Annotated in this window: 29 protein-coding genes; 7 read left to right on the top strand and 22 right to left on the bottom strand. The window is 71.9% G+C overall.

Translation table 11 applies throughout. The annotated features are described in order from the left end of the window. Window positions 1-4: 4 nt before the first annotated feature. Both ACT26F_RS14020 and ACT26F_RS14015 read right to left on the bottom strand, forming a co-directional pair. Window positions 5-439 (bottom strand): hypothetical protein, encoded by a 435-nt coding sequence (locus ACT26F_RS14020; RefSeq protein ID WP_471671162.1) that lies wholly within the window; start codon window positions 437-439, stop codon window positions 5-7. A 209-nt stretch (window positions 440-648) separates the two neighbouring features. Then, window positions 649-2,046: an NAD-dependent succinate-semialdehyde dehydrogenase gene (locus tag ACT26F_RS14015; RefSeq protein ID WP_471671161.1), complete on the bottom strand. Its 1,398-nt coding sequence runs from the start codon at window positions 2,044-2,046 to the stop codon at window positions 649-651. A gap of 44 nt (window positions 2,047-2,090) precedes the next feature. Between ACT26F_RS14015 and ACT26F_RS14010 the strand changes: the two genes are divergently transcribed. From ACT26F_RS14010 to ACT26F_RS14000, 3 genes are all read left to right on the top strand, one after another. Then, complete coding sequence (locus ACT26F_RS14010) at window positions 2,091-2,753, top strand: DedA family protein (RefSeq protein ID WP_471671160.1); 663 nt, start codon at window positions 2,091-2,093, stop codon at window positions 2,751-2,753. Between the two features lie 43 nt (window positions 2,754-2,796). Further along, a complete protein-coding gene (locus ACT26F_RS14005) occupies window positions 2,797-4,173 on the top strand; it encodes a hypothetical protein (RefSeq protein WP_471671159.1) in 1,377 nt (458 codons plus the stop codon). 123 nt (window positions 4,174-4,296) lie between these two features. Beyond that, window positions 4,297-6,003 (top strand): aminotransferase class V-fold PLP-dependent enzyme, encoded by a 1,707-nt coding sequence (locus tag ACT26F_RS14000; protein ID WP_471671158.1) that lies wholly within the window; start codon window positions 4,297-4,299, stop codon window positions 6,001-6,003. A 3-nt stretch (window positions 6,004-6,006) separates the two neighbouring features. Here the strand turns inward: ACT26F_RS14000 and ACT26F_RS13995 are convergent, their stop codons facing one another. Continuing rightward, entirely contained in the window at window positions 6,007-7,134 is a 1,128-nt protein-coding gene (locus ACT26F_RS13995) for an aminotransferase class I/II-fold pyridoxal phosphate-dependent enzyme (RefSeq protein WP_471671157.1), read from the bottom strand. Between the two features lie 106 nt (window positions 7,135-7,240). Between ACT26F_RS13995 and ACT26F_RS13990 the strand changes: the two genes are divergently transcribed. Next, on the top strand, window positions 7,241-7,870 hold the full coding sequence (locus tag ACT26F_RS13990; RefSeq protein ID WP_471671156.1) for a TM7S3/TM198-like domain-containing protein: 630 nt from the start codon (window positions 7,241-7,243) through the stop codon (window positions 7,868-7,870). Between the two features lie 16 nt (window positions 7,871-7,886). Here the strand turns inward: ACT26F_RS13990 and ACT26F_RS13985 are convergent, their stop codons facing one another. Beyond that, the gene (locus ACT26F_RS13985; RefSeq protein WP_471671155.1) at window positions 7,887-8,633 is read right to left on the bottom strand and encodes a hypothetical protein; all 747 of its coding nucleotides are present in this window, start codon (window positions 8,631-8,633) and stop codon (window positions 7,887-7,889) included. Between the two features lie 62 nt (window positions 8,634-8,695). Between ACT26F_RS13985 and ACT26F_RS13980 the strand changes: the two genes are divergently transcribed. Together ACT26F_RS13980 and ACT26F_RS13975 are read left to right on the top strand one after the other, a co-directional pair. Then, window positions 8,696-9,067: a YidH family protein gene (locus ACT26F_RS13980; protein ID WP_471671154.1), complete on the top strand. Its 372-nt coding sequence runs from the start codon at window positions 8,696-8,698 to the stop codon at window positions 9,065-9,067. Continuing rightward, window positions 9,064-9,396, top strand: a complete 333-nt coding sequence (locus tag ACT26F_RS13975; RefSeq protein ID WP_471671153.1) for a DUF202 domain-containing protein — start codon at window positions 9,064-9,066, stop codon at window positions 9,394-9,396. Before ACT26F_RS13980 ends, ACT26F_RS13975 begins: the two co-directional genes overlap by 4 nt. 1 nt (window position 9,397) lies before the next feature. Here the strand turns inward: ACT26F_RS13975 and ACT26F_RS13970 are convergent, their stop codons facing one another. Genes ACT26F_RS13970 through ACT26F_RS13925 form a run of 10 tightly spaced genes read right to left on the bottom strand, consistent with a single transcriptional unit; the run spans window position 9,398 to window position 17,593 of the window. Next, a complete protein-coding gene (locus ACT26F_RS13970; RefSeq protein WP_471671152.1) occupies window positions 9,398-9,979 on the bottom strand; it encodes a uridine kinase family protein in 582 nt (193 codons plus the stop codon). Continuing rightward, on the bottom strand, window positions 9,976-10,614 hold the full coding sequence (locus ACT26F_RS13965; RefSeq protein ID WP_471671151.1) for a peptidoglycan DD-metalloendopeptidase family protein: 639 nt from the start codon (window positions 10,612-10,614) through the stop codon (window positions 9,976-9,978). The genes ACT26F_RS13970 and ACT26F_RS13965 overlap by 4 nt, the downstream gene beginning before the upstream one ends. Before the next feature lies 1 nt (window position 10,615). Then, window positions 10,616-11,143, bottom strand: coding sequence for a GNAT family N-acetyltransferase (locus ACT26F_RS13960; RefSeq protein ID WP_471671150.1), 528 nt, complete (start codon window positions 11,141-11,143; stop codon window positions 10,616-10,618). A 46-nt stretch (window positions 11,144-11,189) separates the two neighbouring features. Beyond that, complete coding sequence (locus ACT26F_RS13955; protein ID WP_471671149.1) at window positions 11,190-11,687, bottom strand: flavin reductase family protein; 498 nt, start codon at window positions 11,685-11,687, stop codon at window positions 11,190-11,192. Beyond that, window positions 11,684-12,196 carry an NAD(P)H-dependent oxidoreductase gene (locus ACT26F_RS13950; protein ID WP_471671148.1) on the bottom strand — a complete coding sequence of 171 codons (513 nt, stop codon included), beginning with the start codon at window positions 12,194-12,196 and terminating at the stop codon, window positions 11,684-11,686. Before ACT26F_RS13950 ends, ACT26F_RS13955 begins: the two co-directional genes overlap by 4 nt. Then, entirely contained in the window at window positions 12,189-13,523 is a 1,335-nt protein-coding gene (locus tag ACT26F_RS13945; RefSeq protein WP_471671147.1) for an LLM class flavin-dependent oxidoreductase, read from the bottom strand. Before ACT26F_RS13945 ends, ACT26F_RS13950 begins: the two co-directional genes overlap by 8 nt. Further along, window positions 13,520-14,878 carry an LLM class flavin-dependent oxidoreductase gene (locus ACT26F_RS13940; protein WP_471671146.1) on the bottom strand — a complete coding sequence of 453 codons (1,359 nt, stop codon included), beginning with the start codon at window positions 14,876-14,878 and terminating at the stop codon, window positions 13,520-13,522. Before ACT26F_RS13940 ends, ACT26F_RS13945 begins: the two co-directional genes overlap by 4 nt. Window positions 14,879-14,892: 14 nt before the next feature. Beyond that, a complete protein-coding gene (locus ACT26F_RS13935) occupies window positions 14,893-15,732 on the bottom strand; it encodes an ABC transporter permease (protein WP_471671145.1) in 840 nt (279 codons plus the stop codon). Continuing rightward, entirely contained in the window at window positions 15,725-16,549 is an 825-nt protein-coding gene (locus tag ACT26F_RS13930) for an ABC transporter ATP-binding protein (RefSeq protein WP_471671144.1), read from the bottom strand. Before ACT26F_RS13930 ends, ACT26F_RS13935 begins: the two co-directional genes overlap by 8 nt. Before the next feature lie 12 nt (window positions 16,550-16,561). Then, window positions 16,562-17,593 (bottom strand): ABC transporter substrate-binding protein, encoded by a 1,032-nt coding sequence (locus ACT26F_RS13925; RefSeq protein ID WP_471671143.1) that lies wholly within the window; start codon window positions 17,591-17,593, stop codon window positions 16,562-16,564. 162 nt (window positions 17,594-17,755) lie between these two features. Here ACT26F_RS13925 and ACT26F_RS13920 point away from each other — a divergent pair, with 162 nt between their 5' ends. Beyond that, window positions 17,756-18,667, top strand: coding sequence for a LysR family transcriptional regulator (locus ACT26F_RS13920; protein WP_471671142.1), 912 nt, complete (start codon window positions 17,756-17,758; stop codon window positions 18,665-18,667). Between the two features lie 2 nt (window positions 18,668-18,669). Here ACT26F_RS13920 and ACT26F_RS13915 read toward each other — a convergent pair whose 3' ends face one another. The 8 genes from ACT26F_RS13915 to ACT26F_RS13880 all read right to left on the bottom strand — a co-directional run bounded on the left by ACT26F_RS13915 (window position 18,670) and on the right by ACT26F_RS13880 (window position 24,840). Then, window positions 18,670-19,899 (bottom strand): multidrug effflux MFS transporter, encoded by a 1,230-nt coding sequence (locus tag ACT26F_RS13915; RefSeq protein WP_471671141.1) that lies wholly within the window; start codon window positions 19,897-19,899, stop codon window positions 18,670-18,672. 82 nt (window positions 19,900-19,981) lie between these two features. Next, window positions 19,982-20,620, bottom strand: coding sequence for a LysE family translocator (locus tag ACT26F_RS13910; protein WP_471671140.1), 639 nt, complete (start codon window positions 20,618-20,620; stop codon window positions 19,982-19,984). 95 nt (window positions 20,621-20,715) lie between these two features. Continuing rightward, a complete protein-coding gene (locus ACT26F_RS13905; RefSeq protein ID WP_471671139.1) occupies window positions 20,716-21,444 on the bottom strand; it encodes a cutinase family protein in 729 nt (242 codons plus the stop codon). Between the two features lie 88 nt (window positions 21,445-21,532). Further along, a complete protein-coding gene (locus ACT26F_RS13900; RefSeq protein ID WP_471671138.1) occupies window positions 21,533-22,207 on the bottom strand; it encodes a LuxR C-terminal-related transcriptional regulator in 675 nt (224 codons plus the stop codon). Further along, complete coding sequence (locus ACT26F_RS13895; RefSeq protein WP_471671137.1) at window positions 22,204-23,391, bottom strand: ATP-binding protein; 1,188 nt, start codon at window positions 23,389-23,391, stop codon at window positions 22,204-22,206. The genes ACT26F_RS13900 and ACT26F_RS13895 overlap by 4 nt, the downstream gene beginning before the upstream one ends. Before the next feature lie 149 nt (window positions 23,392-23,540). After that, on the bottom strand, window positions 23,541-24,059 hold the full coding sequence (locus ACT26F_RS13890; protein WP_471671136.1) for a maleylpyruvate isomerase N-terminal domain-containing protein: 519 nt from the start codon (window positions 24,057-24,059) through the stop codon (window positions 23,541-23,543). After that, window positions 24,056-24,514, bottom strand: a complete 459-nt coding sequence (locus ACT26F_RS13885; protein ID WP_471671135.1) for an SRPBCC family protein — start codon at window positions 24,512-24,514, stop codon at window positions 24,056-24,058. Before ACT26F_RS13885 ends, ACT26F_RS13890 begins: the two co-directional genes overlap by 4 nt. Then, on the bottom strand, window positions 24,511-24,840 hold the full coding sequence (locus tag ACT26F_RS13880) for an ArsR/SmtB family transcription factor (RefSeq protein ID WP_471671134.1): 330 nt from the start codon (window positions 24,838-24,840) through the stop codon (window positions 24,511-24,513). The genes ACT26F_RS13885 and ACT26F_RS13880 overlap by 4 nt, the downstream gene beginning before the upstream one ends. Window positions 24,841-24,854 lie beyond the last annotated feature (14 nt).

Raw genomic sequence — 24,854 nt, 5'->3', positions numbered from 1 at the left:
GAGGTCAGGAGCTCTTGAGGACGCGGCGGACGCACTGCAGGCCGTCGGGGTCGCCGTCGTGGAGGTCGGTCAGCTTCACTGCGGCGGTGTCGCCGGCCGCGAGGTCGTAGGTCTTCGTCTTCTCGCCGACGACGCCGTTGCCCTTCGTCTCGATGACGGTGAACGTCACCTCGAAGGACGCCTGCGCGTCGGTCGTGTTCGTGAGGGTCGCCGTGCCGCTCCAGGAGCCGTCGTGCGGAGCGCACGAGAAGTCGGTGAGCATGTCGACCGCGCCGACGGGGGCGTCGAGCTCCGAGTCCTCCGCACCGCTGGGGACGGTCGAGGTGGCGGCGGGTTCCTTCGCGGCCGAGGCGTCGTCGGAGCCGCACGCGGCGGTCCCGAGTACGGCCGTGAGGGCCAGCGCGAGAGCGGCGCTGCGAAGACGCAAGGGCGTCGGCATGGAGTCTCCTGCAATGCGCCCGGAGACGCGGTCCCGATCGGCGGCGTCGCCAGAGGGGCGGCGAGCCTCATCGAGCATGTCGAGAGTTCTGCCAGCACTTGGTCAGAACCCGGCAACACCACCCGAACGAGCCATGAAGACGGGACCGAAGTGTTATGTCCTACGACACATGAGTCACATGAGTCGATCTGAAACGCACTGGACTCGTTTCAGAGGGCCAGGCCGACGTACTTCGTCTCGAGGTACTCCTCGATGCCCTCCGCGCCACCCTCGCGACCGAAGCCGGAGGACTTCATGCCGCCGAACGGGGCCGCGGGGTTCGACACGATGCCCTGGTTGATGCCGACCATTCCGGTCTCGAGGCCCTCGTAGACCTTGATCGCGCGCGAGTAGCTCTCGGTGAAGGCGTACGCGACGAGGCCGTACTCGGTGTCGTTGGCCATCCGCACCGCCTCGTCGTCGTCGGTGAACGTGAAGACGGGGGCGACCGGGCCGAAGATCTCCTCCTGCCAGACCTTGGCGTCCGGCGACACCTCGGTCAGGACCGTCGGCGGGTAGAAGTAGCCGGGACCCTCGGGCACCGCCCCGCCGGTCAGCACCTCGGCGCCCTTGGCCACCGCGTCGTCGACGAGCTCGGCGACCTTCGCACGCTGCTTCTCCTCGACGAGCGGGCCGACCTCGGTCTCGGCCATCCGCTCGGCGAACCGGCGCGAGAACTCGTCGGCGACGGACTCGTGGACGATGAAGCGGTTCGCCGCCGTGCACGCCTCGCCGATGTTGCGCATCTTCGCGAGCATCGCGCCCTCGACCGCCTTGTCGAGGTCGGCGTCCTCGAAGACGAGGAACGGCGCGTTGCCGCCCAGCTCCATCGACACCCGCAGGACGCCCTGCGCCGACTGCTCGATCAGCGTGCGGCCGACCTCGGTGGACCCCGTGAACGTGAGCTTGCGCAGGCGGGGATCGCGGATCAGCGGCTCCATGACCTGACCCGTGTTCTTCGTCGTGACGATGTTGAGGACGCCCTCGGGCAGTCCGGCCTCGATCAGGATCTCGCCCAGGCTCAGCATCGTGAGCGGGGTCAGTGCGGCCGGCTTGACGACCATCGTGCAGCCCGCCGCGATCGCCGGGCCGATCTTGCGGGTCCCCATCGCGAGCGGGAAGTTCCACGGCGTGATCATGAGGCACGGGCCGACCGGCTGCTTCATCGTGACGAGGCGGGTCAGGCCGTTGGGGGCGACCGAGTGCCGGCCGCTGATCCGGACGGCCTCCTCGGCGAACCAGCGGAAGAACTCGGCACCGTAGGCGATCTCGGCCTTCGACTCCGAGACCGGCTTGCCCATCTCGTGCGTCATCTGCTCGGCGAGCTCGTCCGCGCGATCGGTGATGATCTCGAACGCACGTCGCAGGATCTCGCCGCGGTGGCGGGGCGCGGTCCGGGCCCACTCGGCCTGCGTGGCCACGGCCGCGTCGAGTGCGGCCAGGCCGTCGGCCACGGAGGCGTCGGCCACGGTGGCCAGCACCTCCCCCGTGGCGGGGTTCTCGACCTCGAACGTCGCGCCGCCCTCGGCGTCGCGCCACTGACCGTTGATGAGCAGTTGGTGAGCCATGTTCGCGACGCTACTACTTCTTGCTCTGCCCGTAGGCTGTGGGCGTGATCCACACCCTCGGCCCGGAGTACATGGACCCGAACTACCTCCTGGACCACTTCGGACAGGCGTTCTTCTGGATCTCGCTCGTGATCGTCTTCGTCGAGTGCGGCCTGCTCTTCCCGATCCTGCCGGGCGACTCGCTGCTGTTCGCGATCGGGCTGTTCATCGCCACCGACCAGATCGACATCCCGTTCTGGTTCGCCGTGCCGGCGCTCATGCTCGCCGCCTTCGCCGGCAACGTCGTGGGCTACGAGATAGGTCGCGCGGTCGGGGCACCGATCTACGAGCGCGACGGCCGCATCATCAAGCGCAAGTACATCGACCAGACCCATGCCTTCTTCGACCGGCACGGCAACAAGGCGCTCGTGATCGGCCGGTTCGTACCGATCGTGCGCACCTTCATCACGCTCGTCGCGGGCGTCGGCCGCATGGATCGCCGACGGTTCTTCCTCTGGTCCGGCATCGGCGCCGTGCTGTGGGTCGGCCTGCTGGTCACGACCGGCGCGCTCCTGGGCAAGGCCTTCCCGAGCCTGGGCGAGAACATCGACATCGCCATCATGGTGATCGTCTTCCTCTCGGTGCTGCCGATGGTCTTCGAGTGGTGGCGTCACCGCCGGCAGGCCGCCGATCTTGCGGCCGAGCTCGGCGACGACGTCGAGGAGTAGCCGAGCGCCGGGCGGCCTGCGCCCTCCGTGTAGCGTCGCGCAGGTGAGTACGACGCCTTGGCGGACCCTCACCGTCGCCCTTCTCGCCGCGGTCGCCACCACGTCGTTGACCGGCTGCGAGCAGACCCCACCACCGGCATCGGTCCACCTCGCGGAGCCCACCGGCACCAGCGTCGCCCGGACCGGGGAGGACGCGGTCACGGTGTCGCGCTTCCTGTTCGACCGGGCCACCACCGTGGTGCTGGTGCCCACCGGGGGCGGCGGCGCGGCGGACTCCGCGCTGCGGCTGGCCCGGCGGCTCCGACTGCCCGCCCTGCCGGACACCAAGGCCGGCCGGACCGAGGCGAAGCGACTCGGCGCCACGCCCGTGACGCGCGCCGACGAGGTCGAGGGCCCGGCGCCGGCAGTGGACCGCGAGGCCCCCGCCACGATCGCCCTCACCTCCGACACGTCCCCCGTGGTGGCCCAGCTGGCCGCCGTCGGCGATGCCACCGTGAGCCGGATCCGCCCCGATCCGCGCACCGACAAGGCCTCGATCGCGGCCCTGCGCGCCGCGCCCGAGGGGCCGCTGCTGGCCATCGGCGCCCGGGAGTACCCGGTCAAGGTCGTGCGGGCGGGCGCCCAGACGATCGCTGGCGGCTACCTCGCCCTGCCGGGACACCACTACCTCGCGATGTACGGACACCCGGCGACCGGGGCGCTGGGGGTCCTGGGTGAACAGGGACCGAAGGCCTCCGTGCGGCGCGTCCGCACGCTCGTGCGCAAGTACGAGCGGGTCGCGCCCCGCGTGTCGTTCGCCCCCGCGTTCGAGGTGATCGCCACGGTCGCGAGTGCGAGCAAGGGCAAGCGGGGCGACTACTCCCAGCGCACGCCGGTCGAGGACCTGCGGCCACTCGTCGACGCCGCCCGCAAGGCGCGTGTCACGGTGATCCTCGACCTGCAGCCCGGGCGCGGGAACGCCCTCGACCAGGCCCGCGCCTACGAGGACCTCCTGCGCGAGCCCCACGTCGGACTGGCGATCGACCCCGAGTGGAAGCTGGGCCGCAGGGGCAAGCCGCTGCAGCGTATCGGCCACATGTCGGCCGGCGAGATCAATCGCGTCTCGACATGGCTGGCCCGCCTCACGCGCGAGAGCACGCTGCCGCAGAAGCTGTTCGTGGTGCACCAGTTCCAGCCGCAGATGGTGCGCCACCGCGCACGGCTCGTGACGACCCACCCGGAGCTGGCGACCGTGATCCACGTCGACGGGCAGGGCCCGACCGGCGCCAAGCACGGCACGTGGCGGATGATCCGCAAGCACGCCCCCGACCGGGTCTTCTGGGGCTGGAAGAACTTCGTCGACGAGGACGAGCCGATGCTCACCGCGGAGCAGACCTGGCGCCGGGTCCGCCCCCACCCGGACCTCATCACCTACCAATGATCTCGATACGCGGCCTCGTGCCTCGGCCCGCTACTCGATCACCGAGGGCGCGCGGCGGTGGTCGAGTAGCGGGCGAGCGCAGCGAGACGCGTATCGAGACCAGCGGAAAGATAGCGTGGGGGCATGACCGAGCCTGCCCTGTTGCGTCGCATCCGCGAGTCGGTGATCGGTGACGACCAGGTCATGCACGGTCCGTACGGACCGCGGCGGGTGACGTACGCCGACTACACCGCGAGCGGCCGGTCGCTGGGCTTCCTCGAGGACTTCCTGCGGTCCGAGGTGCTGCCGCGGTACGCCAACACGCACACCGAGTCCAGCGGCACCGGCCTGCAGACGACCCGGCTGCGCGAGGACGCCCGACAGATCATCCGGCGCGGCCTCGGGGCCGGCGACGACGTCGCGGTGTTGTTCTGCGGCTCCGGCTCCACGGCGGCGATCGACAAGATCATCGGCCTGCTGAACCTGCGCATCCCGGCCGACCTCGACGCCCGTCACGGGCTCTCGGCGCACATCCCCGAGGCGGACCGGCCGGTCGTGTTCATCGGTCCGTTCGAGCACCACTCGAACGAGCTCGGCTGGCGCGAGTCGATCTGCGACGTCGTGACGATTCCCGAGGATCCCGACGGTCACGTCGACCTCGCCGCCCTCGAGGCCGCGCTCGTCGCGCACGCGGACCGCGCGCTGAAGATCGGCTCGTTCTCGGCGGCGTCCAACGTCACCGGGATCGTGACGGACACCCACGCGATCGCGGACCTGCTGCACCGGCACGGCGCGCTGTCGTTCTGGGACTTCGCGGCCGCCGCGCCCTACGTGCAGATCGAGATGGACCCGGCCTGCGAGGACCACGAGGACTGCTCGAAGGACGCCGTGTTCGTGTCCCCGCACAAGTTCATCGGCGGACCCGGCACCCCGGGCGTGCTCGCCGTGCGCCGCGCGCTGCTGACGAACCGCGTCCCGGTCGTCCCCGGCGGCGGCACCGTCGTCTACGTGAACCCGACCGAGCACCGCTACCTCGCCGACGCGGAGCATCGCGAGGAGGGCGGCACCCCCGCGATCATCGAGTCGATCCGCGCGGGCCTGGTCTTCCAGCTCAAGGAGGCCGTCGGGGTCGACGTCATCCGGGCCCGGGAGGAGCAGTTACTGCGCCGGGTCGTCTCGCGCTGGCAGCAGGTCCCGGGCATCGAGATCCTCGGCAACGTCGAGGCCGAGCGGCTCTCGATCGTGTCCTTCATCGTGCGCGCCGCCGGTCCGGACGGCCGTCCGGGACGCCACCTGCACCACAACTTCGTCGTCTCGCTGCTCAACGACCTGTTCGGCATCCAGTCGCGCGGTGGCTGCTCGTGCGCCGGGCCGTACGGCCATCGGCTGCTCGGCATCGACCTCGACCGCTCGCACGAGTTCGAGCGCGAGATCAGCGGCGGCTGCGAGGGCATCAAGCCGGGCTGGGTGCGGGTCAACTTCAACTACTTCGTGTCCGACGCCGTCGTCGACTACGTCATCGAGGCGGTCGCGTTCGTCGCCGAGCACGGCGCGCGCTTCCTGCCGGACTACCGCTTCGACGTGGCCGCCGGACTGTGGCACCACCGTGACGGCAAGGTCGAGCCGCCGTTGCGGCTCGACCAGATCTCCTACGATCCGCAGACCGGCGAGATGACCTACCCGCGCCACGACGAGCCCGTGCCGGAGTCGGCCCTCGCCGGTCACCTCGCCGACGCGCACCGCCTGCTCGAGCAGCTCGCGCCGGCCGAGCCCGACACCCCCGCCGACGGGATCAGCGCCGACTTCGAGCGGCTGCGCTGGTTCGCCCTGCCGCAGGCCTGCCTGCGCTGACCGCTACAGGACGGTGCCGATCCGGTCGAGGATCCGGTCGAGCCGCTCCGGGCTCGTGCCGAAGTTCAGGCGCGCGAAGCCCGGGGACCGCAGGCCCGTGTGGGCCGTGAACTCGGGACCCGGCGAGAGGCGCACCCCGGCCGCGAGCAGCGAGCCGGCGGGGTCGGTCGCGATCGCGGTGTGCTCGAAGTCGAGCCACGCGAGGTAGGTCGCCTCGGCGGCCACGACGCCCACGCCGACCTGGGCGGCCCACGCCGTGACGGCATCGCGGTTCCGCTTCAGCGCCGCGACGAGCTCCGCGAGCCACGCGTCGCCCTCGGTCCAGGCGGCCACCGACGCCGCGCGCGACAGCGTGCTGACGCCACCGAGGTAGGCGAACGGCAGCTCCGCCAGCGCGGACCTGACCCGGTCGTCGCCCAGGTGCGCGACGGCACAGTGCAGACCGGCGAGGTTGAAGGCCTTCGAGGCCGACGTCACCGTGACCGTACGCGCCTCGACCTCCGGCCCGAGCGAGGCGAACGGCGCGTGGCGGCGGCCGTCGAGCGCGAGGTCGGCGTGGATCTCGTCGGCGAGCACCGTGAGGTCGAGCGCCGCCGCGGCCTCGGCGATCGGGAGCTGCTCGTCGGCCGTGAGCATGCGGCCGAGCGGGTTGTGCGGATTCACCACGACGACGAGACGCACCCGCTCGCGGCGCCACGTGCTGACGAGCTCGTCGGCCGGCGCGCCGAACGGGATCGGCACGATGCGCCGGCCCGCGTCGGCGATCGAGTTCAGGAAGACCGGATAGGCCGGCACGTGCACCGCGATCCCGTCGCCGGGCTCGGTCAGCAGGTCGGTCAGCACCTGGAACGCCTGGATCACGTCGGTGAAGAGTCGGCCCCGACCGGGTGTGGGGGTCCAGCCGCAGCGGGCGCTCATGCGGTGCTCGAACGCGGCCACGAGCGGATCGGGCGCGTCGAAGTCCGGGTAGCCGACGTCCCCGCTCGCGAGCCGCTGCTGCAGTCGGCGGACGACCACCGGGGGCACCTCGACGTCCATGTCGGCGACCCATGCGGGCAGGACGTCCGGGTCGGTCGTCGTCCACTTCATGTTGTCGCGGTCGCGCAGGGCCTCGTCGGTGCGGTCGAACACCGGTCAAGTATCCACCGGGACGCGCGCGGATTCCGCTCGAGCCGCGGCTCGGCGGCGTCGGGCGTGGTCGCGTGACAGCCGTACGGCGGGCCCTACGATGGCGGGCATGGACGACGTGCTGCTTGGCCTCGCCGCGATCGCGGTCGGTTTGCTCTTCTGCTTCTTCGGGGCCACCGCCCTGCGCTTCGTGATCGCGATCTGGGGCGCGTTCATCGGGTTCACGGTCGGCGCGGGACTCGTCGCGGCGATCTGGGACCAGGGGTTCCTCTCCGAGGCGACGGGCTGGTTCGTCGGCTTCGTCCTGGCGGTCGTCTTCGGGGCGCTGTCCTACCTCTACTTCTGGGTCGCCGTGCTGCTCGCGACGGCGTCCCTCGGCTTCGCGATCGGCGCGGCGGTCATGGGGGCGTTCGGCGTCACGTGGAACTGGGCGATCGCCCTCGTGGGCGTGCTCGTCGGCGTGCTGCTGGGCATCGGCGCGATCGTGGCGAACCTGCCGTACGTGCTGCTGGTCCTGCTGTCGAGCCTGGGCGGGGCGTCCGCCGTGGTCACGGGCCTCATGCTGCTGACCGGCGCGATCGACAGCGCCGACTTCGACGACGCCGGCGTGACGTCCGACGTCCCGCACGACTGGTGGTGGTACGCGGTCTACCTCGTGTTCGTGATCGTCGGCCTGGTCGCCCAGCTGCGCGTGAAGTCCCAGTGGGAGCAGGGCCAGTGGGAGTCCGAGCAGAGCTGACCCGAACGGTCCGACCTCACCGGCGGTCGCGCACCGTCGCGACGAGCGTCTGGGCGGCCAGCGCGATGATCGCGACGACGGCCACGACGACGGCCGCGGTCGAGGTCCCGGCGACGGCGGCGATCACGCCGACCATCGCCCACGCGACGGCAGCCGCGAAGCCCGGGCTGCGGGCCAGCCGCGTGTTGACCGCGAGCGCGAAGACCGCGGCGACGGCGAGCAGGGCGACCTGCCACGCGTGGTCCGCGGGATCGGCGAGGTCCTGCTCGATGGCCGCCGTCCCGAGATTGAGGAAGACGGCCGCACCGACCCAGCCGGCGTAGATGCCGCTCGTCGCCCGGGCGAGGGTCGTCACCCAGCCGGCCGAGGTGCCGGCCCGCGCGGCGATCAGGGCCGCGTCGACGGCGAGGCACGTCATGACGAGCAGGACGAGGAACGTCGCCCAGCTCCAGCCGATGGCGGACACCCCGATCCAGGCCGCGGCGCCGAGGTAGAGCGCCACGAGGTCGATGACGAAGCGGCGACTCCCGGTGCCGTCGCCACGCCGCAGCGCGACGATCGCGTGCACGATCGCCAGCAGGTAGATCAGTCCCCAGATGGAGAACGTCCAGCCCGCCGGGGTGATGAGCAGGTCCTCGCTGCCGTCCCCGGGCTGCGAGACGTCGAGCAGGGCCTGCACCGTGGGCGCCACGACCTGCAGGACGGCTGCCGCGAGCAGCGCCCAGCCGAGTCGTCGATCGGTCCGCGTCGTCGTCTCGGTCATCCCATCACGCTAGATTCCCCCCGCACCCTCCGCATCCGCTCGCGGTCGGCCATGATGCCTCCATGGGCACCGAGGACGAACGACCGCGCTTCCCGCGGTCGGTGTACGAGCACGGGCACGACCCCGATCCGCGCTTCAGCCTCGCCAACGAGCGGACCTTCCTGGCGTGGATCCGCACGGCCCTGGGTCTCGTCGCCGCCGGAGTGGCCCTCGAGGTGCTGCCGGTCGACGTCCGCGAGCCGTTCGGGTCGATCTCGGCCGTCGCGCTCGTCCTGCTCGGCATCGCCGCGGCGCTGCACGCGTGGTTCGCGTGGTGCCGCACCGAGCGGGCCCTGCGCCTGAACCTGGCGCTGCCGGGGCCCGCGTTCTCGTTCGTGACGGTCGTGGTGCTCGTCGCGGCCGGGCTCGCCCTCGCCTTCGACGTCGTGCGATGACCGACGAGCAGCCGGCGCATCCGGGCCTGCAGGGCGAGCGCACGCTGCTGGCCTGGCGACGCACGTGCCTGACCCTCGCGGTCGGCTACGTCGTGTGGATCCGGGTGCTGTCCGAGCAGCTCGGCGCGATCGCGGTGGCGGTCGGGCTCCTGGGTCTCGTCGCCGTGGGGCTGTCGTGGTCGCTGCCGACCGTGCGCTATCGGCGGTGGCGCGACCACCTGCTCGAGGAGCCGGAGGGCTTCCGCGTCGGCGGCGCGCCGATCGCCGCGCTCGCCGTGACCGCCGCGGGCGCCGGGCTGCTGGGACTCCTGGCGATCGTGGTGCTCTGACTCACGGATTGGGGACGAGCACGTCGGCCGCGGCGCGCGGCGCGAACGTCCGGTCGAAGTCGCGCTCGTTCGGGGCCCACACCTCGGACCAGAGCCGGTCGTGGTCGTTCCCGGCGAGCCGGTCGCGCTCCGTCCCGCGCCGCGTCGCGGTGGCGAGGTCGACGTCGCACCATGCCGTGACGTCGAGCAGCGGCAGCGTGTCCGGGTGGAACAGGCCCACGAGGTCGACGACCACCACGGCGGCACGGGGCAGCGGCTCGGGATCACGCAACCGGCCGCTGTCCCAGTCGTAGCGGCGGAACTCCCCGGCCTCGCCGGCACGGAACGGACGCAGGACCTCGGTGGCGAGCCGCTCCCGGTCGACGCCGCCCCAGTCCGGGGACCGGTCGTGGGCGCGATGCGGGTCGAGGAAGTCGTCGCCGCGCACCCGGACCGCATCGGGCAGCGCAGCCACGAGCGCCCGGGCGAGGGTCGACTTCCCGCTGCCGCCGTACCCCGAGACCCCGACGACGACGGGGCGGCCGAGCTCGCGCCGGCGCGCCTCGACCCGGCGCGCGAGCCCACTCACGTCGATGGCACTCACGGGGCGTCGACGACCTCACCCTCGGCGGGGAGGTACGGCGTGGCCCCCCGGCGGCGGAAGGCCGGCGGCAGACCGCGGGCGAACGACCAGTCGACCGAGTCGGTGACCTGCACGTGCACGTGCGGCTGGGTGCTGTTGCCGGAGTTCCCGCACGCGCCGACCGGACTCCCGGCGACGACGACGTCGGCCACCCGCACGCCGACCGACCCGTGGCGCAGGTGCACGAGCGCCACGTACGGCCCGGCGTCCCCGATGCGGATCACGACGTGGTTGCCGGCCACCGCGGACATCCCGCCGCGCACCCGGCGCCCCTGCGTCACCGCGTACGGCACGAGGGTCACCACCGACCGGCGCGCCTCGTGGTCCGGCTCCCCGTCGTGGGCGATCACGACGGTGCCGTCGACGGGAGCCAAGATCGCTCGTCCGAAGCCGACGAAGCGCTCGAGCGGCTCGGTCCAGAGCAGCGAGCGCCACGTGCGCGGGGCGGACCGGCCGTGCTCGTCAACGGGGACGAAGTCGATCGACCACGAAGTCCCGAACAGGTCGGTCCCGTGGCTCGGCACCCGGCGGGCCGGACTCCGCTCCGTGCGCCACCGGCCCGTGAACGGGAAGTCCAGGACGACCGGCGCGGCCACGTCAGGCCTTCCAGTCGGGAGCGAACCGGTGGAACAGCGCGTGGTCCTGCCACCGCCCCGCGATGTTGAGGTACTGCGGCACGTACCCGTACCGCTCGAAGCCGTTCTTGACGAGGACCCGCTGGGACGCGACGTTGTCGGGCAGGGTGCCGGCCTCGAGCCGGTGCAGTCCCAGGTCCGCGAAGGCGTGCTCCGCGAGCGCGGCGACGGCCCGCGTCGCGAGGCCACGCCCGGTCCGGTCGGCCGAGACCCAGTAGCCGACCGTCGAGGACTGGAGCGCACCGCGGACGATCGTGTTGAGCGAGATCCGTCCCGCGATCCGCCCCTCGTCGAGGATCACGAAGGCCTCGCCCGTGCCCGCCTCGCCCTGCTGGATCAGGGCGTGGAGCGTCTCGCGCTGGCCGGCCTCGGTGTAGAAGGAGTCCGGGCGCAACGGCTCGTACGGCGCCATCGCGACCCGGTTCGCGGCCACCAGTCGCGCGAGCTCCGCCGCGTCGTCGAGCGCCACGCGCCGGATGACCGATTCCACCCGGCCATCACATCACGCCCCGACGCGCGGTGCCCCCGCGCGAGGCTCAGGCGAGCCGCCCGAACGCGGAGCGATGGAAGACGAGCGGTCCGCTCTCGTCGGAGTGGTCGACGGCGTGCAGCTCGAGCAGGACCAGGAGGTGGTCGCCGGCCTCCACCTCGCGGTAGATCGTCGTGTCGAACTTCGCGAGCCCGTCGTCGACGAGGATCGCGCCCTCGGACGTCACGGTCAGCTCGACGCCGTCGAAGCGGGTCTCGACCGGCCCGGCGAGCTGGCGGCACAGCGGACCGTGGTGGTCCGCCAGCACCGTCAGCCCGAGGTGCTTGGCCCGGCGCAGGTCCGGCCACGTCATCGAGCTGGCCGCGAGATTGATCGACACGAGCGGCGGCTCGAGGCTCACGCTCGTGAAGCTGCTCGCGGCCAGGCCCACGGGAATCCCGTCGACCTCCGCCGCGACCGCGACGACGCCGGTCGGGAAGACGCCGAACGCGCGCCGGAGCCGTGCCGGATCGAGATCCTGGTTGGTGGGGAAGACGACGGTCACGAGATCGACTCTCGCAGCAACGCCTGCACGATCGGTCGGGTGCGCGACAGCCAGGGCTCGTACGCGGCCGGGTCCTCGTGGTCGCGATCGACGACGAACAGGCCTCGGCCCGGGACGGTCGCGCCCAGCTCGGTGAGGACGGGACGCAGCGTCAGTTCGGGGGCCAGCGCGTGCGCCGGCGAGCCGCCGAGCAGCAGCGGCACCGCGAGCCCGCGCAGACCGGTGTCGCCGGCGAACCGGTCGAGGAACAGCTTGAGCAGCCCCGTGTAGGTGCCCTTGTACGTCGGCGAGGCCACGACGACGAGGTCGGCCTCACCCACCTGGGCCACGAGGGCGGCGACGTCCGGCGAGGACCAGTCGAGCAGGGCCGCACCGAGGCTCGCCAGGTCGACGACGAGGTCGGGTTCGGCCCCTGACAGCTCCCGCGCGACGTGGGTCGCCGCGGCGAGCGTCCGCGAGGCGGGCTTGGGATTGCCGACGACGACGGCGACACGGATCGACTCAGACAAGGGAGGACTCCTGCTCGAACTGGTTCGCCGGGCGCGGCAGACCGTAGTGGTCACGCAGCGTCGTGCCGTGGTACTCGGTGCGGAACAGTCCCCGCTCCTGCAGGATCGGCACGACCGTGTCGGCGAAGGTCGTGAGGCCGCTCGGCAGCGCGGCGCCCATCACGTTGAAGCCGTCGGCGGCGCCCTGCGTGAACCACGTCTCGATCGTGTCGGCCACCTGCACGGCCGTACCGATCAGGACGAAGTGACCTCGCCCGCCCCCGAGGCGGCCGAGGATCTGACGCACCGTGAGACCATCGCGCTCGGCCAGGTCGATCACGAGCCGCGCGCGCGAGTCGAAGCCCTCGCGGTGCGTGCGCGCGACGACGGCCGCGGGCAGGGCCCGGTCGAGCTCGAGGTCGGACTCGTCGACCTCGAGGATGCGGGCGAGCGCCTGCAGCCCGAACTCGGGGATCCGCAGGTCGTCGAGACGCGCGGCGAGGGCCGTCGCCTCCTGCTCGGTGTCACCGATGATCGGCACGATGCCGGGCAGCACGAGCACCTGCGCCGGATCGCGGCCGGCCTCGGCGGCCAACTGCTTGATCTCGGCGTAGAAGCGCTGCGCCTCGGCGAGCGTCTGGTGCGCGACGAAGATCGCCTCTGCGTACTTGGCGGCGAACGCCTTGCCCTGCGCGGACGCGCCGGCCTGCACGAGCAGCGGGTAGCCCTGCGGCGACCGCGGCACGTTGAGCGCGCCCTCGACCTGGAAGTGGGTGCCCTCGTGGCGGATCGGCCGCAGCCCCGCGGGGTCGCCCCAGCGGCCGCGCTCCTTGTCGCCGAGGAACACGTCGTCGGCCCACGAGTCCCACAGCTGCTGCGCGACCTGGACGAACTCGTCGGCGCGCTCGTACCGCGTGGCCTGCAGCGGCCGCTCCGCGAGGGAGAAGTTGGCTGCCTCCTCCTGCGTGGCCGACGTGACGATGTTCCACCCGGCGCGGCCGCCGGAGACGTGGTCGACCGTCGCGAACCGGCGGGCCAGCGTGTAGGGGTCGTTGTAGGTCGTCGACGCCGTGGCGATCAGGCCGATCCGCTCGGTGGCCGCGGCGACCGCCGTCAACAGCGTGAGCGGCTCCAACTGGCCGGGCACCCGGAACTGCCCGGTGCCCTGCGTCGCGACGCCGTCGGCGAAGAAGATCGAGTCGAACTTCGCCGCCTCCGCGATCCGGGCCAGCTCGACGTAGTGGCCCACGTCGAGTCCCGCTCCGGCGTTCGACTCCGGCAGCCGCCAGGCCGCCTCGTGGTGACCGGCCTCCATGAGGAAGGCGTTGAGGTGCAGTCGCCTGCTCATGCGAGGTCCTCCTGTCGCCGTGCGGCGTAGATCGACTCGGGGCGGTCCAGACCGAAGTGGTCGCGCAACGTCGTGCCCGTGTACTCGGTCCGGAACAGGCCGCGGTCCTGCAGGATCGGGACGACCTTCTCGGCGAACTCCTGCAGCAGTTGCGGGTACAGCGGCGGCATGACGTTGAAGCCGTCGGCGGCACCCTGGGTGAACCACTGCGTGATGACGTCGGCGATCTCGGTCGGCGTGCCGGCCAGGACGTGGTGTCCGCGCGCTCCGGCGAGCCGGTGCAGCAGCTGGCGCAGCGTCGGGCGGTCGCGCTCGACGATGTTCGCGATCACCTGGAGCCGGCTGCGCTGGTTGTCGAGCACGTCGCCGGCCTGGCCGAAGACCTCGCGCGGGACCTCCTCGTCGAGTTCGAGGTGCGCCAGCGAGACGCCCGCGAGTCCCTCCAGCTGCGCGATCCCGTACGCCGGGACGGTCAGCGAGTTCACGTACTCCTGCAGCTCGACGGCCTCGGCGTGCGTGTCGGCGATGAACGGGCTGATGCCCGGCAGGATCTTGACGTCGTCGGGCGACCGGCCGAACGAGACGGCGCGGGCCTTGATGTCGTCGTAGAACGCTCGCGCGTCGCCCAGCGTCTGGTGGGCCGTGAAGATCGCCTCGGCGTTGCGGCCGGCGAAGGCGCGGCCGTCGTTCGACGAGCCGGCCTGGATGTAGACCGGGCGGCCCTGCGGCGAGCGCGGCGCGGCGAGCGCCCCCTCGACCTGGAAGAACCGTCCGACGTGCTCGATCGCGTGGACCTTCTCCTGGTCGAAGAAGACGCCGGACTCGCGGTCGGCGAGGATCGCGTCGTCCTCCCAGCTATCCCAGAGCTTCGTGACGACGTCGATGAACTCCTGCGCCCGGGCGTAGCGCTCGGCGGCGCTCGGCAGCTCGGTCAGGCTGAAGTTCCGCGCCGCGACCTCGGACTGCGTCGTGACGATGTTCCAGCCGGCCCGCCCCCGCGACAGGGTGTCGAGGGACGAGAACAGGCGGGCCAAGTTGTAGGGCTCGTAGAAGGTCGTCGAGGCCGTCGCGATCAGACCGATCCGCTCGGTGCGGCCGGCGACCGCGGCCAGCCGCGTGATCGGCTCGAGGTGCGAGGTGGGCCGGTACGGCGTGGCGGCCCAGACACCGGGGATGTCGGCGAAGAAGATCGCGTCGAACTTCGCCGCCTCGGCGATCCTCGCGTTCTCGACGTCGAACTCGACGTCGAAGGCGCGCTCGGCCGACGACTGCGGGTGCCGCCACGAGGCCTCGTGGTGGCCCGTGTCGTGCAGGAAGGCGTTGAGGCTCAGCGTGCGGGTGAGGGGGTGGGACATGGTGGCTCCTGGGGTCAGGCGCGCCAGCGCGAGAAGCGGCGCTCGAGGGCGACGAGGCCGTAGTTGACGGCCACACCGATGAGGGACGTGGTGAGGATCGCGGCGTACATCTTCGGGATGAGGAAGTTGAACTGCGCGTAGTTGATGAGGAAGCCCAGGCCCGCCGTCGCGCCGATCATCTCGGCGGCGATGAGGACCAGGATGGCGGCGGCGCCCGAGATCCGGATGCCCGTGAAGATCGTGGGCACCGCGGCGGGGAACACGACCTTGCGGAACGTCGCGATCGGCGACAGTCCGAGCACGCGCGCCGAGCGCAGCAGTTGTGTGTCGACCGTCGCGACGCCGGAGATCGTGGCCAGCAGGATCGGGAAGAAGCACGCGTACAGGACGATCGCGATCTTCGAGGTCTCGCCGATGCCCAGGATCAGCATGAACACCGGCAGGATCGCGAGCGCCGCGGTGTTGCGGAACAGCTCGAGCACGGGCGTCGAGAACTCGCGCACGGGGCGGTACCAGGCGATCGCGGCACCCAACGGGATCGCGGTGACGATCGCCAGGGCGAAGCCGATCGCCGACCGGGTCAGGCTCGCCGCGACGTGCCGGGCGAGCTCGCCGCTCAGGACCATCGACCACCACTCCGCCAGCACGACGTGCAACGGCGGGATGAAGTACGCGTCGACCAGCCCGAGCCGCGGCGCGAACTCCCACACGAGCGCGAGGGCCAGCACGCCGGCCGCTCCGCGGATGACCGTAGTGGCGCGCGTGCGACGCGGCGAGGCGCCCTTCGCGCCGACCGACTCCTCCTGGCGCGGGTTCGGCCGGGCCTCGGTCTTCTCGGCGATGAGGCTAGACATGGGCGAGCTCCTTCTCCGGCGCCTCGGCCGCGTGCTGCTCGCGCAGCAGGGACCAGATGCGGTGGCGGTACTCGGCGAACTCCCGCGAGGCGCGGACGTCGTCGTCCTCGTCGACGGCCCGGGCGAGGTCGATCGTGATGACCTCCTTGAGCCGGCCCGGCCGTGCGCTCATGACCGCGACGCGCTGGCCGAGGAAGACCGCCTCCTCGATGTCGTGCGTGATGAACACGACGGTCGTGCCGGTCCGTGACCAGATCCCCAGCAGCTCCTCCTGGAGGCGCTCGCGGGTCTGGGCGTCGAGCGCACCGAACGGCTCGTCCATCAGCAGCACCTGCGGCTGGTAGGACAGGCTGCGGGCGATCGCGACGCGCTGCTTCATGCCGCCGGACAGCTCGTGCGGGTACCGGTTCGCGAACTCGCCGAGCCCCACCAGGTCGAGGTAGTCGCGGGCGATCCCGCGCCGCTCGGCCTTCGACAGTCCGCCCTTGGCCTCGAGCGCGAACTCGATGTTGGCGGCGGCCGTGCGCCACGGCAGCAGGGTGTACTGCTGGAACACGACGCTGCGGTCGAGCCCGGGTCCGGTGATCGGCGTGCCGTCGATCGTGATCCGGCCCGTGGTGGGCTGGGCCAGCCCGGCGATCAGGTCCAGCACGGTCGACTTGCCGCACCCGGACGGGCCGACGATCGTGAGGAACTCCCCGGCCCGGACCTCGAGGTCCAGCCCGTCCAGCGCGACGAACTCCCGCAACTGCCGGTCCTCGTCGCCACGGACCCAGAAGGTCTGGCCGATGTTGCTCAGCTCGATGCGTGAACTCATGGTCGCCGTCCTCTACGCGTTCGGGTTGAACTCGTTGGTGTACACGTCGGACACGTCGAGGTCGCCGGCGTCGATGTCGCCACGGCTGTCGAGCCAGTCGACCCAGCGCTGGATGTCCTCGTCGTGGATCACGGGGTGCGGGTCGATGCCCAGGCTGCCCGGGAAGTTGGTCTTGATCGGCTCGATGTAGTCGCCGTAGCCGTTCTCCTCCAGGTACGGGAAGTAGACGTCGAAGACCTCCTGCTTGTCGTGGGTCTCGAGGAACTCGATCGCCGTCGCGACCCCCTCGACGAGCTGGCGCGACGTCGTGGGGTTCTTCTTGATGAAGTCGTTGCGCAGCGTCAGGCCACCGCCGGAGTACGGACCCCCGACGACCTGGATGTCGTTGACGAGCTCACGGACCTTGTACTGCGCGGCCGTCTGCTGGTAGCCGAGGAAGCTCACGACGGCGGCGTCGACCTTGCCGTTGCCGAGTGCCTCGGGTGTGTTGAGCGGCGGCAGCGGGACGAGCGTGATCTTGTCCTGCTCGGCCTTGCTGAGGCCCTCCTGCTCGAACCACGTGTCGAGCACGGCCTCGGCGTTCGCGCCGAGCGTGTTGACGGCGATCTTCTTGCCGATCAGGTCGTGGGCCGAGTGGATCTTCGCGTCGTCGAGGACGACGAGCTTGGAGTTGGTCTTGTCGTTCGAGCCGTAGAACGGGATGACGGCCTTGATCGGCGCGCCCGTGGCGACCAGCTGGGCGATCGCGCCGTAGAAGGCCGAGCCGCCGATGTCGGTCTGGTTCGAGACGAGCGCCTGCAGCGCCTGCGGACCGCCCGTGATGTCGCCCACGCGCTTGAGCGTCAGACCCTTGAACTCGCCGAGTGCGTCGGCGAGCAGGAACGTGTCGACCGCACCCGCGTAGCTCTGGTAGCGGATCGTGGTCTCCTCCCCGTCCCCTGACCCGGCGCTGGCGCTGCCACAGGCCGTCAGGCCCGCCGCGGCGATCACCGTGGCGGCGATGGTCGTGAGGAGCCGGAAGCGTCCGGTGCGAGCGTGGGTCATGATGTGCCTCTTCGTGGGTTTCGGTCGGGCGCCGAAGTCCGGCGCGGAACGACGTCGAACCTACGAAGCGGACTGCCCGTGGGACGGCGATCTCACCCACCGGGAGATCGGGTGATAGGCCCGACCGATCACGTAGTCTCGGCGCAATCCGAGGGGGAGAGCATGCGCCTGGAGCAACTGGAGTACGTCCGCGCGGTCACCGAGCACGGCTCACTGCGGCGGGCGGGCGAGCACCTGCACGTCTCGCAACCGGCCCTGAGCGAGGCGATCGGCAAGCTCGAGCGCGAGCTCGGCATCACCCTGCTGGACCGCCTCAAGACGGGCACCCGGATCAACGAGCACGGGCGCGAGCTGCTGCCCCGGATCTCCGAGGTGCTCGAGTCGGTGGAGCGACTGCGATCGGCCGCCCGCGGCGAGGCCGAGTACCACCGGCCCACCCGGGTCGGCAGCGTCTACTTCGGCGTCACGGCCGTCGTGCTGCCCGCGTTGCGGGGCCACGACGCCGAGCACGAGAACACCCCGCTCGAGCTGCGCCAGCTGCACCGGGACGCCATTGAGGGCGGCCTGCGCTCCGGCACCCTCGACATCGGCCTGGTCAACCTGCTCCCCGGCGACGACGTCCACCCGGACCTCGAGCCGACCGAGCTCGTCCACGGCCGGCCGGTCGCCGTGCTCTCGGGGAGGCACCCGCTGGCGGCGCGTGCCTCGGTGACCGTCGACCAGTTGCGCCAGGAGCCGTTCATCGGCGCCCACGAGGGCTACCTGATGCATCGCGTCGCCCGCCGGGTCTTCGGGGCGGAGGCGCCGCTGAAGTGGCACATCGCCGACGGCGCCGAGATCAGCAAGCAAATGGTCGGCTCGAACCTCGGGGTCTCGCTCATGCCCGAGTTCGCGATCATGGGCGACCCGCTCGTCGAGAACGGGACGCTCGTGGTGCGGCCGATCCGGGACGAGGACACCGTGATCCGGATGGTGCTGCTGCGCCGCCGGGGCGCCCGACCGACGGCGGCGTCGATCGCGCTCGTCGACCACCTCGTCCGGCACGGTCACGAGCTCGGTCGCCGGACCGGCTGACCTCAGGCCGCCGACGCGAACGCCACCTCCGCGGGGGCGGTGCGGGCGCTCCAGCGCCGCCCGGCGGCGAACACCGTCCAGGCCGTGAGTGCGAGGACGACCATCACGGCGCCCATCGCGACGGCGGGGTCGCCGCCGACCACGCCCGTCAGCGGCGACGTGATCGCGCTGACGCCGAACATCGACAGGCCGACCACGGCCGATCCGGCTCCCGTGAGGCCACGCGCCTGCTCCATCGCCAGTCCCAGGCCGTTGCTCACGATGAAGTTCATGAAGAACGCGTTCAGCAGGACCCCGCCGACGAGCAGTGCGGGCCACGGCGACAGGGCGGACGCGAGCACCAGCGCGCAGCTCACGACCACTCCGGGGAACGCGAGCGCCATGGTCCGGGCGGGGTGCCGGCGACCGGCGGCGAGCCGGGCCGAGACCAGTCCCGCGGCGATCATCGCGCCGGCGTTCAGGGCGAAGCTCAGGCCGAAGACGATCGGCGAGAGGCCCAGGACGTCCTGGTAGACGAAGGAGGCGTTCGCGACGTACGTCATCATCACGCCGACCCCGAGTCCGATCGTGAGGGTCGTCGTGAGGAAGTCAGGACGTCGCGCGACCCGGGCGAGGTCGCCGTACGCGAGCCGGGGCGCCCGCCGTTCGCGCGGCAGGCTCTCGCGCACGAGCAGGATCGTCACGAGCAGCTGGACCACGACGATCCCCGCGAACACCGCGAGCACCCCGCGCCACGACATGAACGTCGCCAGCACGCCGCCGAGGACCGGCGCCAGCACCGGCACGACCGCATGGACGGTCATCATGAGCGAGAGGGCGCGCACCCCGGCATAGCCCCGGGCGAGGTCGGAGACCATCGCGCGGGCGATCACCATGCCCGACGCCGCGCTGAGCGCCTGCACGAACCGGGCTCCCACGAGGAACTCGATCGTGGGCGCGCACACGACGGCGACCGACGAGACGACCGTCAGGGCGTTGCTCACGAGCAGGGGCCGCCGCCGTCCGAACCGGTCGGACAGCGGGCCCCAGATCGGCTGCCCGATCGCGACGCCCGCGAGGTAGGCGGTCAGCGTGAGCCGCACCATCGCCGGCGTCGTGTCGAGATCTCGCACGATCGCCGGAAAGCTGGCGAGGTACAGGTCGACCGCGAGCGGCGACGCGGCCGCGATGAACGCGAGCAGCAGCAGGGTCCGTCCGGCGAGCGGGCGGGCCGAGGTTCGCGTCGTGTCCACGATCGTCAGAAGGCGCGGGACGGTCCGGTCATTCCGCCCCGGTGCACGGCATCGCCTCGCGCCCGCAAGGGCACGCCGTGAACTAGTGCCGGTTGCCGGTGAGCAGCAGGACCCCGCCGAGGCCGATCATCATGCCGCCGCCGGTCCGCCGCATCGTGGCGAGCCGGTCGGGCGACTGCGCGAACCAGTCGCGCGCCGCGCCGGAGGCGATCGCCCACATCGCGTCGCACACGAACGCGATCGTCAGGAAGATCAGGCCGAGCACGAGCATCTGCGCCGGGATGTGACCGGCTCCGAAGTCCACGAACTGGGGCAGTGCGGCGACGAAGAACACGATCGTCTTCGGGTTCGTGATGCCGACGACGAAGCCCTGGCCGACGATCCGCCACGCCGATGGGGCCTCCGCGACGTCCGCGTCGACCTGCATCCGGTCGCGCCCGTGACGCAGGGCCTGCCAGCCGAGGTAGGCGAGGTAGCAGGCTCCGACGACCTTGATGACGGTGAAGACCATGACCGACTCGGCGACGATCGTGCCGACGCCCAGGGCCACCGCCGCGACGAGCGGGACACCGCCCAGCTCGTTGCCCAGGACGCTCAGGATCCCGGCGCGACGACCCAGCGCGAGCGACCGCCCGACGACGAACAGCACGCTGGGCCCCGGCAGCACGATCAGCAGCAGCGAGGCCAGCGCGAACGCGACCAGGGTGTCGGGGGACGGCATGGCGGAAATTGTATGCCGCCCCGGCCGGAACGCGCTTCTCGCGCGCCCCGGCCGAGTCCCCCGTGCTCCCCCCGAGTCCCTCCGGTGTCGCCCGGTCAGCCGTCCCGCTGCGCGACGCGCACGCCGATCGCGTACGCCGACGACATCCCGTGCACGGGCGAGGCCGCCGCCGTGACGTAGTCCTGGTGCGCGAGCGCGTCGAGATCGCCGAGCGAGGCGACCAGTCCGCGCGACGCGCACACCGGGTCCCCGGTGTTGCACACGTCGGACACGAACACGTCCGCCGGCCAGGCCGAGCGCCGTCCCCACATCCCCCCGAGATGCAGCGAGTTGGCGCTGACACTGCCAGTCAGCCGCGGGTTGAACATCGGGTCGCCGATCAGGCCGACCCCCTGCAGTCGTGCACGCTCGGCCCTCGGCAGGGATACGACGACGTCGCCGACGACGTGGGCTCCCTGCGAGAAGCCGAACAGAACGATCCGGGTCTGCGGGCACGCCGCGGCGTACGTGTCGACCTTCGCCCGCAGGCGGTGCCGGCCCAGCGCCGTCGAGACGGGGTAGACGACCGAGGCCGGGTAGGCGACGTGGTCGACCGTGACGTTCGCGGCGCCCTTGACCGACGCGAACGCCGAGACCGCCACCGGCAGCCGGTCGCCGATGGACTCCCGCGTGCCGTCATCGGTCCCGCGGACGCCGATCACGGTGAAGGCCCGACACGTCCCGCCCGCGGAGCTGCCGAGGGCGACCTCGGGCAGGCCCGTCGCGATCAGGGTCGCGGTCGCAGCGCCGAGGAGGGCTCGTCGCACGAGCATCGCGACGCGCATGTGGACTCCCCTCGGGACCGGGACGTGGGCTGACGCTCCCACCCTCGCGGTCGACGGGCCCGGCCGGGAACCCCCGGAAGCGGGGGGATCACCCCTCGTCGAGGATGTCGCCCGGGGCGAGTCCCACGGCGCGCTCGATGTCGCCGGCGCTCGTGTGCTGGAGGTAGTCGCGCAGCTTCTGGCACGCGGCCTGGTAGTGCTCGCGCGCGGTGTCCTCGGTGATGAACAGCGAGCCCGCGATGTCCGCCCAGTGCCGTCCGCGGGCGCGAGCGGAGATGACCTGACGCTGGCGCGGCGTGAGGTCGAGCCGGGCATCGCGGCGGTCGAGCAGCTCCGTCAGGCCGACGAGCGACTGGGTGATCGCGACCTGGCCCCTGCCGATCAGGTCGACGGCGGTCACGGTCGACTGCGGCGGATCGGACTTGTGCACGACGCCGTTCGCGCCCGCCCGCAGGCACAGCGCCAGCACGACGGGTCGCCGCTCGTCGGTGTAGAGGCAGACCGGACGCCCGAGCTCACGGACCGCCCGGATCGCGGCGCGGCCCTGCTTCGTCGACGACGCGACACCCTGCGGTCCGCGCAGCAGGAGGTCGAGGATCACGACGTCGCACGGGACGGGGGCTGCCTCGAACTCCTCGACGCTCGCGAACGTCGCGACGACCTCGAGGCCGGGGTGGACCGTCGCGAAGCCGCCACGGATCACGGTGCTGTCGTCGATCACGACGACGCGGGGTCGGGTGCCGGTCGGGGGCAGTGGGGTCACGAAGCTTCCTCCTGTCGGCGGACGGTGCCGACGATCGTCACGGTGGTGCCACGGCCGGGGGCCGAGCGGATCTCGGCGGAGACGTCGTGGGCGGCGAGCGCGTCCCGGACCTGGGTGCTGAGTCCGAAGCCGAGCGGCTGGCTGGCCTGGTCGAAGCCCGCGCCGTCGTCGGAGACGACGACCTCCCACGTCTCGCCGTCGGTGTCGGCGTGCACGACGACCTGCTGGGCGTCGGCGTGGATGCGCACGTTGTGCAGGACGGTCGTGACGGCGCCGCGGGTCGCCTGCCACACCTCCTCGTCGAGCACGACGTGGGCACCGAGCTCCACGGCGGGCTCGAGCGGCAGGTCGTCGAAGCCCTCCAGCGATGCGTCGAGCATCGTCCCCACGGTCCGGCGCCCGGTCGGCTGCTGGGCCTGTGCGCCGAGGTAGTTCCGCAGGCGACGGGCCTCGCGGTCGGCCTGGACCCGCAGGCCGGGCAGCACCTCCGCGGGGGTGTCGACGTCGGACAGCAGGCGCAGGATGCTCGTCGCGTCGTGGACCGTCAGCTGGTAGCGCTGCAGCTCCAGGGCCCGCGTCGCGGCGATCGCGTCCTCACGGGACTGGTCGGCGTCGGCCGCGAGCGTTCGCAGGTAGTGGGCCAGCAGCGCGACGACGACCGCGTAGCCCGGGATCGTCAGGGCGTTGTTGAGGTTCGTCTGCCACAGGCTCGTGTCGTCGCCGGACCACATCCACGCGAAGTACCAGATCCCGAGGGCGAGGCCGTGGACCGAGGCGACCGTGGGCCGCAGCCACGCACCGGCGAGGGCGGCGACGTTGATGGCGTACCCCGCGGCCCACGACTCCCAGTGGCCCACGACGTGCGACGCCGGCAGCAGCAGGGGCATGGCCGGGATCGCGACCCACGCCAGGACGAGGTCCGGGTAGTGCCAGATCCCGCGCCTGACCGATCCGGTCAGCAGGCACTGCACGATCAGGACGCAGGACACCACGACGCACAGCAGGGTGAGGCCGGCGTACACGCCGGGATGGTTCGACAGCCGGATGCCGGAGACGAGGCTCACCAGGATCTGCAGCACCACGATCGCTCGCATCGCCGGCGCGACGAGGGCGATCCCACGCTCGGCGCGACGTGCCGAGGACCGCTCGTGCGCGGCGTCGATCGGCACCGGTCGACTGCTCACGAGCCTCATCGTCCCAGACGCGACAGCATCGCACCGCGCGGCGGGGACGTGGCCCGGCGACTCAGGCCGCGGTCAGGGCGACGCCGGGTCGTGCGCGTCCGGCCAGCGCCAGCACGAGGTCGGCCGCCGGCGCCTGCACCGGCTCGCCCTCACCCCACGACCAGTCGAGATCGGTCGCCACGAGCCGGCGTCCCGACGGGTCGACGCCGAAGTGCGCGGCTCGGCCGGCGACCAGGGAGCCGAGCACGACCGCGGTGGCCTCGTCCGTCGCGGTGCGTGGCAGGCCGGTCGCGGAGGTGATGTCGAGACCGTGGATGACGACGTGGCTCAGCGCACCGGCCCGGACCGCCGCCGGGTGGGGCCCACTGCGCCATCGTGTCGGTGCGGAGGTCGGCGAGCAGCCGACCGAACGGCAGCTCGCCGTCCCGCCGGGCGATCGTCTCCGAGAGCGCGCCGAAGTCGTGGCCGGCCGCGGCGAGCTCCGCCATGAAGGCCGGGCCGTCGTAGCGCGCCGCCATCGTGACGTGGGCGAGCACGTGGCGGACGGCCCACCCCTCGCACAGCGACGGTGCCTCGGCGAGGGTCTCCGGCTGGTCGGTCAGGAGGTCCGCCAGGGCGGTGAACTGCGGACCCACGAGGTCCTGGACGTCGTGATCGGTCGTGGTCATGGGCTCTCCCGGGTGGTGAGGATGGCGAGGTAGGCGGCGTTGCGGTCCAGGGCGGTGCGCCATCCGGCCTGGGCCTGCGGGGTGCGGCGGTGCGGTGGCACGCCGCGCTGGGTCGTGACGACCTCGGTCGTGTGCTCGTCCAGGGCGGTGAACGTGATCTCGGTGATCACCCCGGACTCGACCTCGCGCCACGACAGGTACTCCGGCGGCTCGACGTCGAGGTAGACGGCGCGCATCGTGAAGGTGCCTGCATCCGCGTTGTTGACCATCGTGGTCTCGAAGGCGCCGCCGGGACGCAGGTCGACGACGATGCCGGCCAGTGGCGTGTGGGTGCCGGTCGGGCCCCAGAAGTGCGTTAGGTGCTCGGGCCGCGTCATGACCTCGAACACGAGCGCGCACGGAGCGTCGTGGACGACCCGGACGCTGAAGTTCTCGCCGGTGGACGGCTCGGTCATCGGTCCTCCTGCAGGCGGGCCAGGTGCGCCCCGAGGCGATCGTGCCGGTCGGTCCATTCGCGGCGCTGCGCGTCGACCCACGCGAGCACCTCGACGAGGCGGTCGACCTCGAGGCTCGCCGGCCGGGACTGCGCCTGCTTGCGCCGGGACACCAGACCCGCCTCCTCCAGCACCTTGAGGTGGCGCGACACCGCCTGCTGCGTCAGGGCGAACGGCTCGGTGAGCTCGCGCACCGTGGCGTCCCCGGCCGCCAACCGCCCCACGATGGCAAGCCGGGTGGGATCGGACAGCGCCGCGAAGGTCCGCGTCAGGCTCTCGGTTTCCACAACACCACGGTTTC

The organism is Aeromicrobium sp. SP1, from assembly GCF_055663785.1.
The sequence above is the reverse complement of the archived record's forward strand: the minus strand, read 5'-3'. Positions and strand labels throughout refer to the sequence as shown.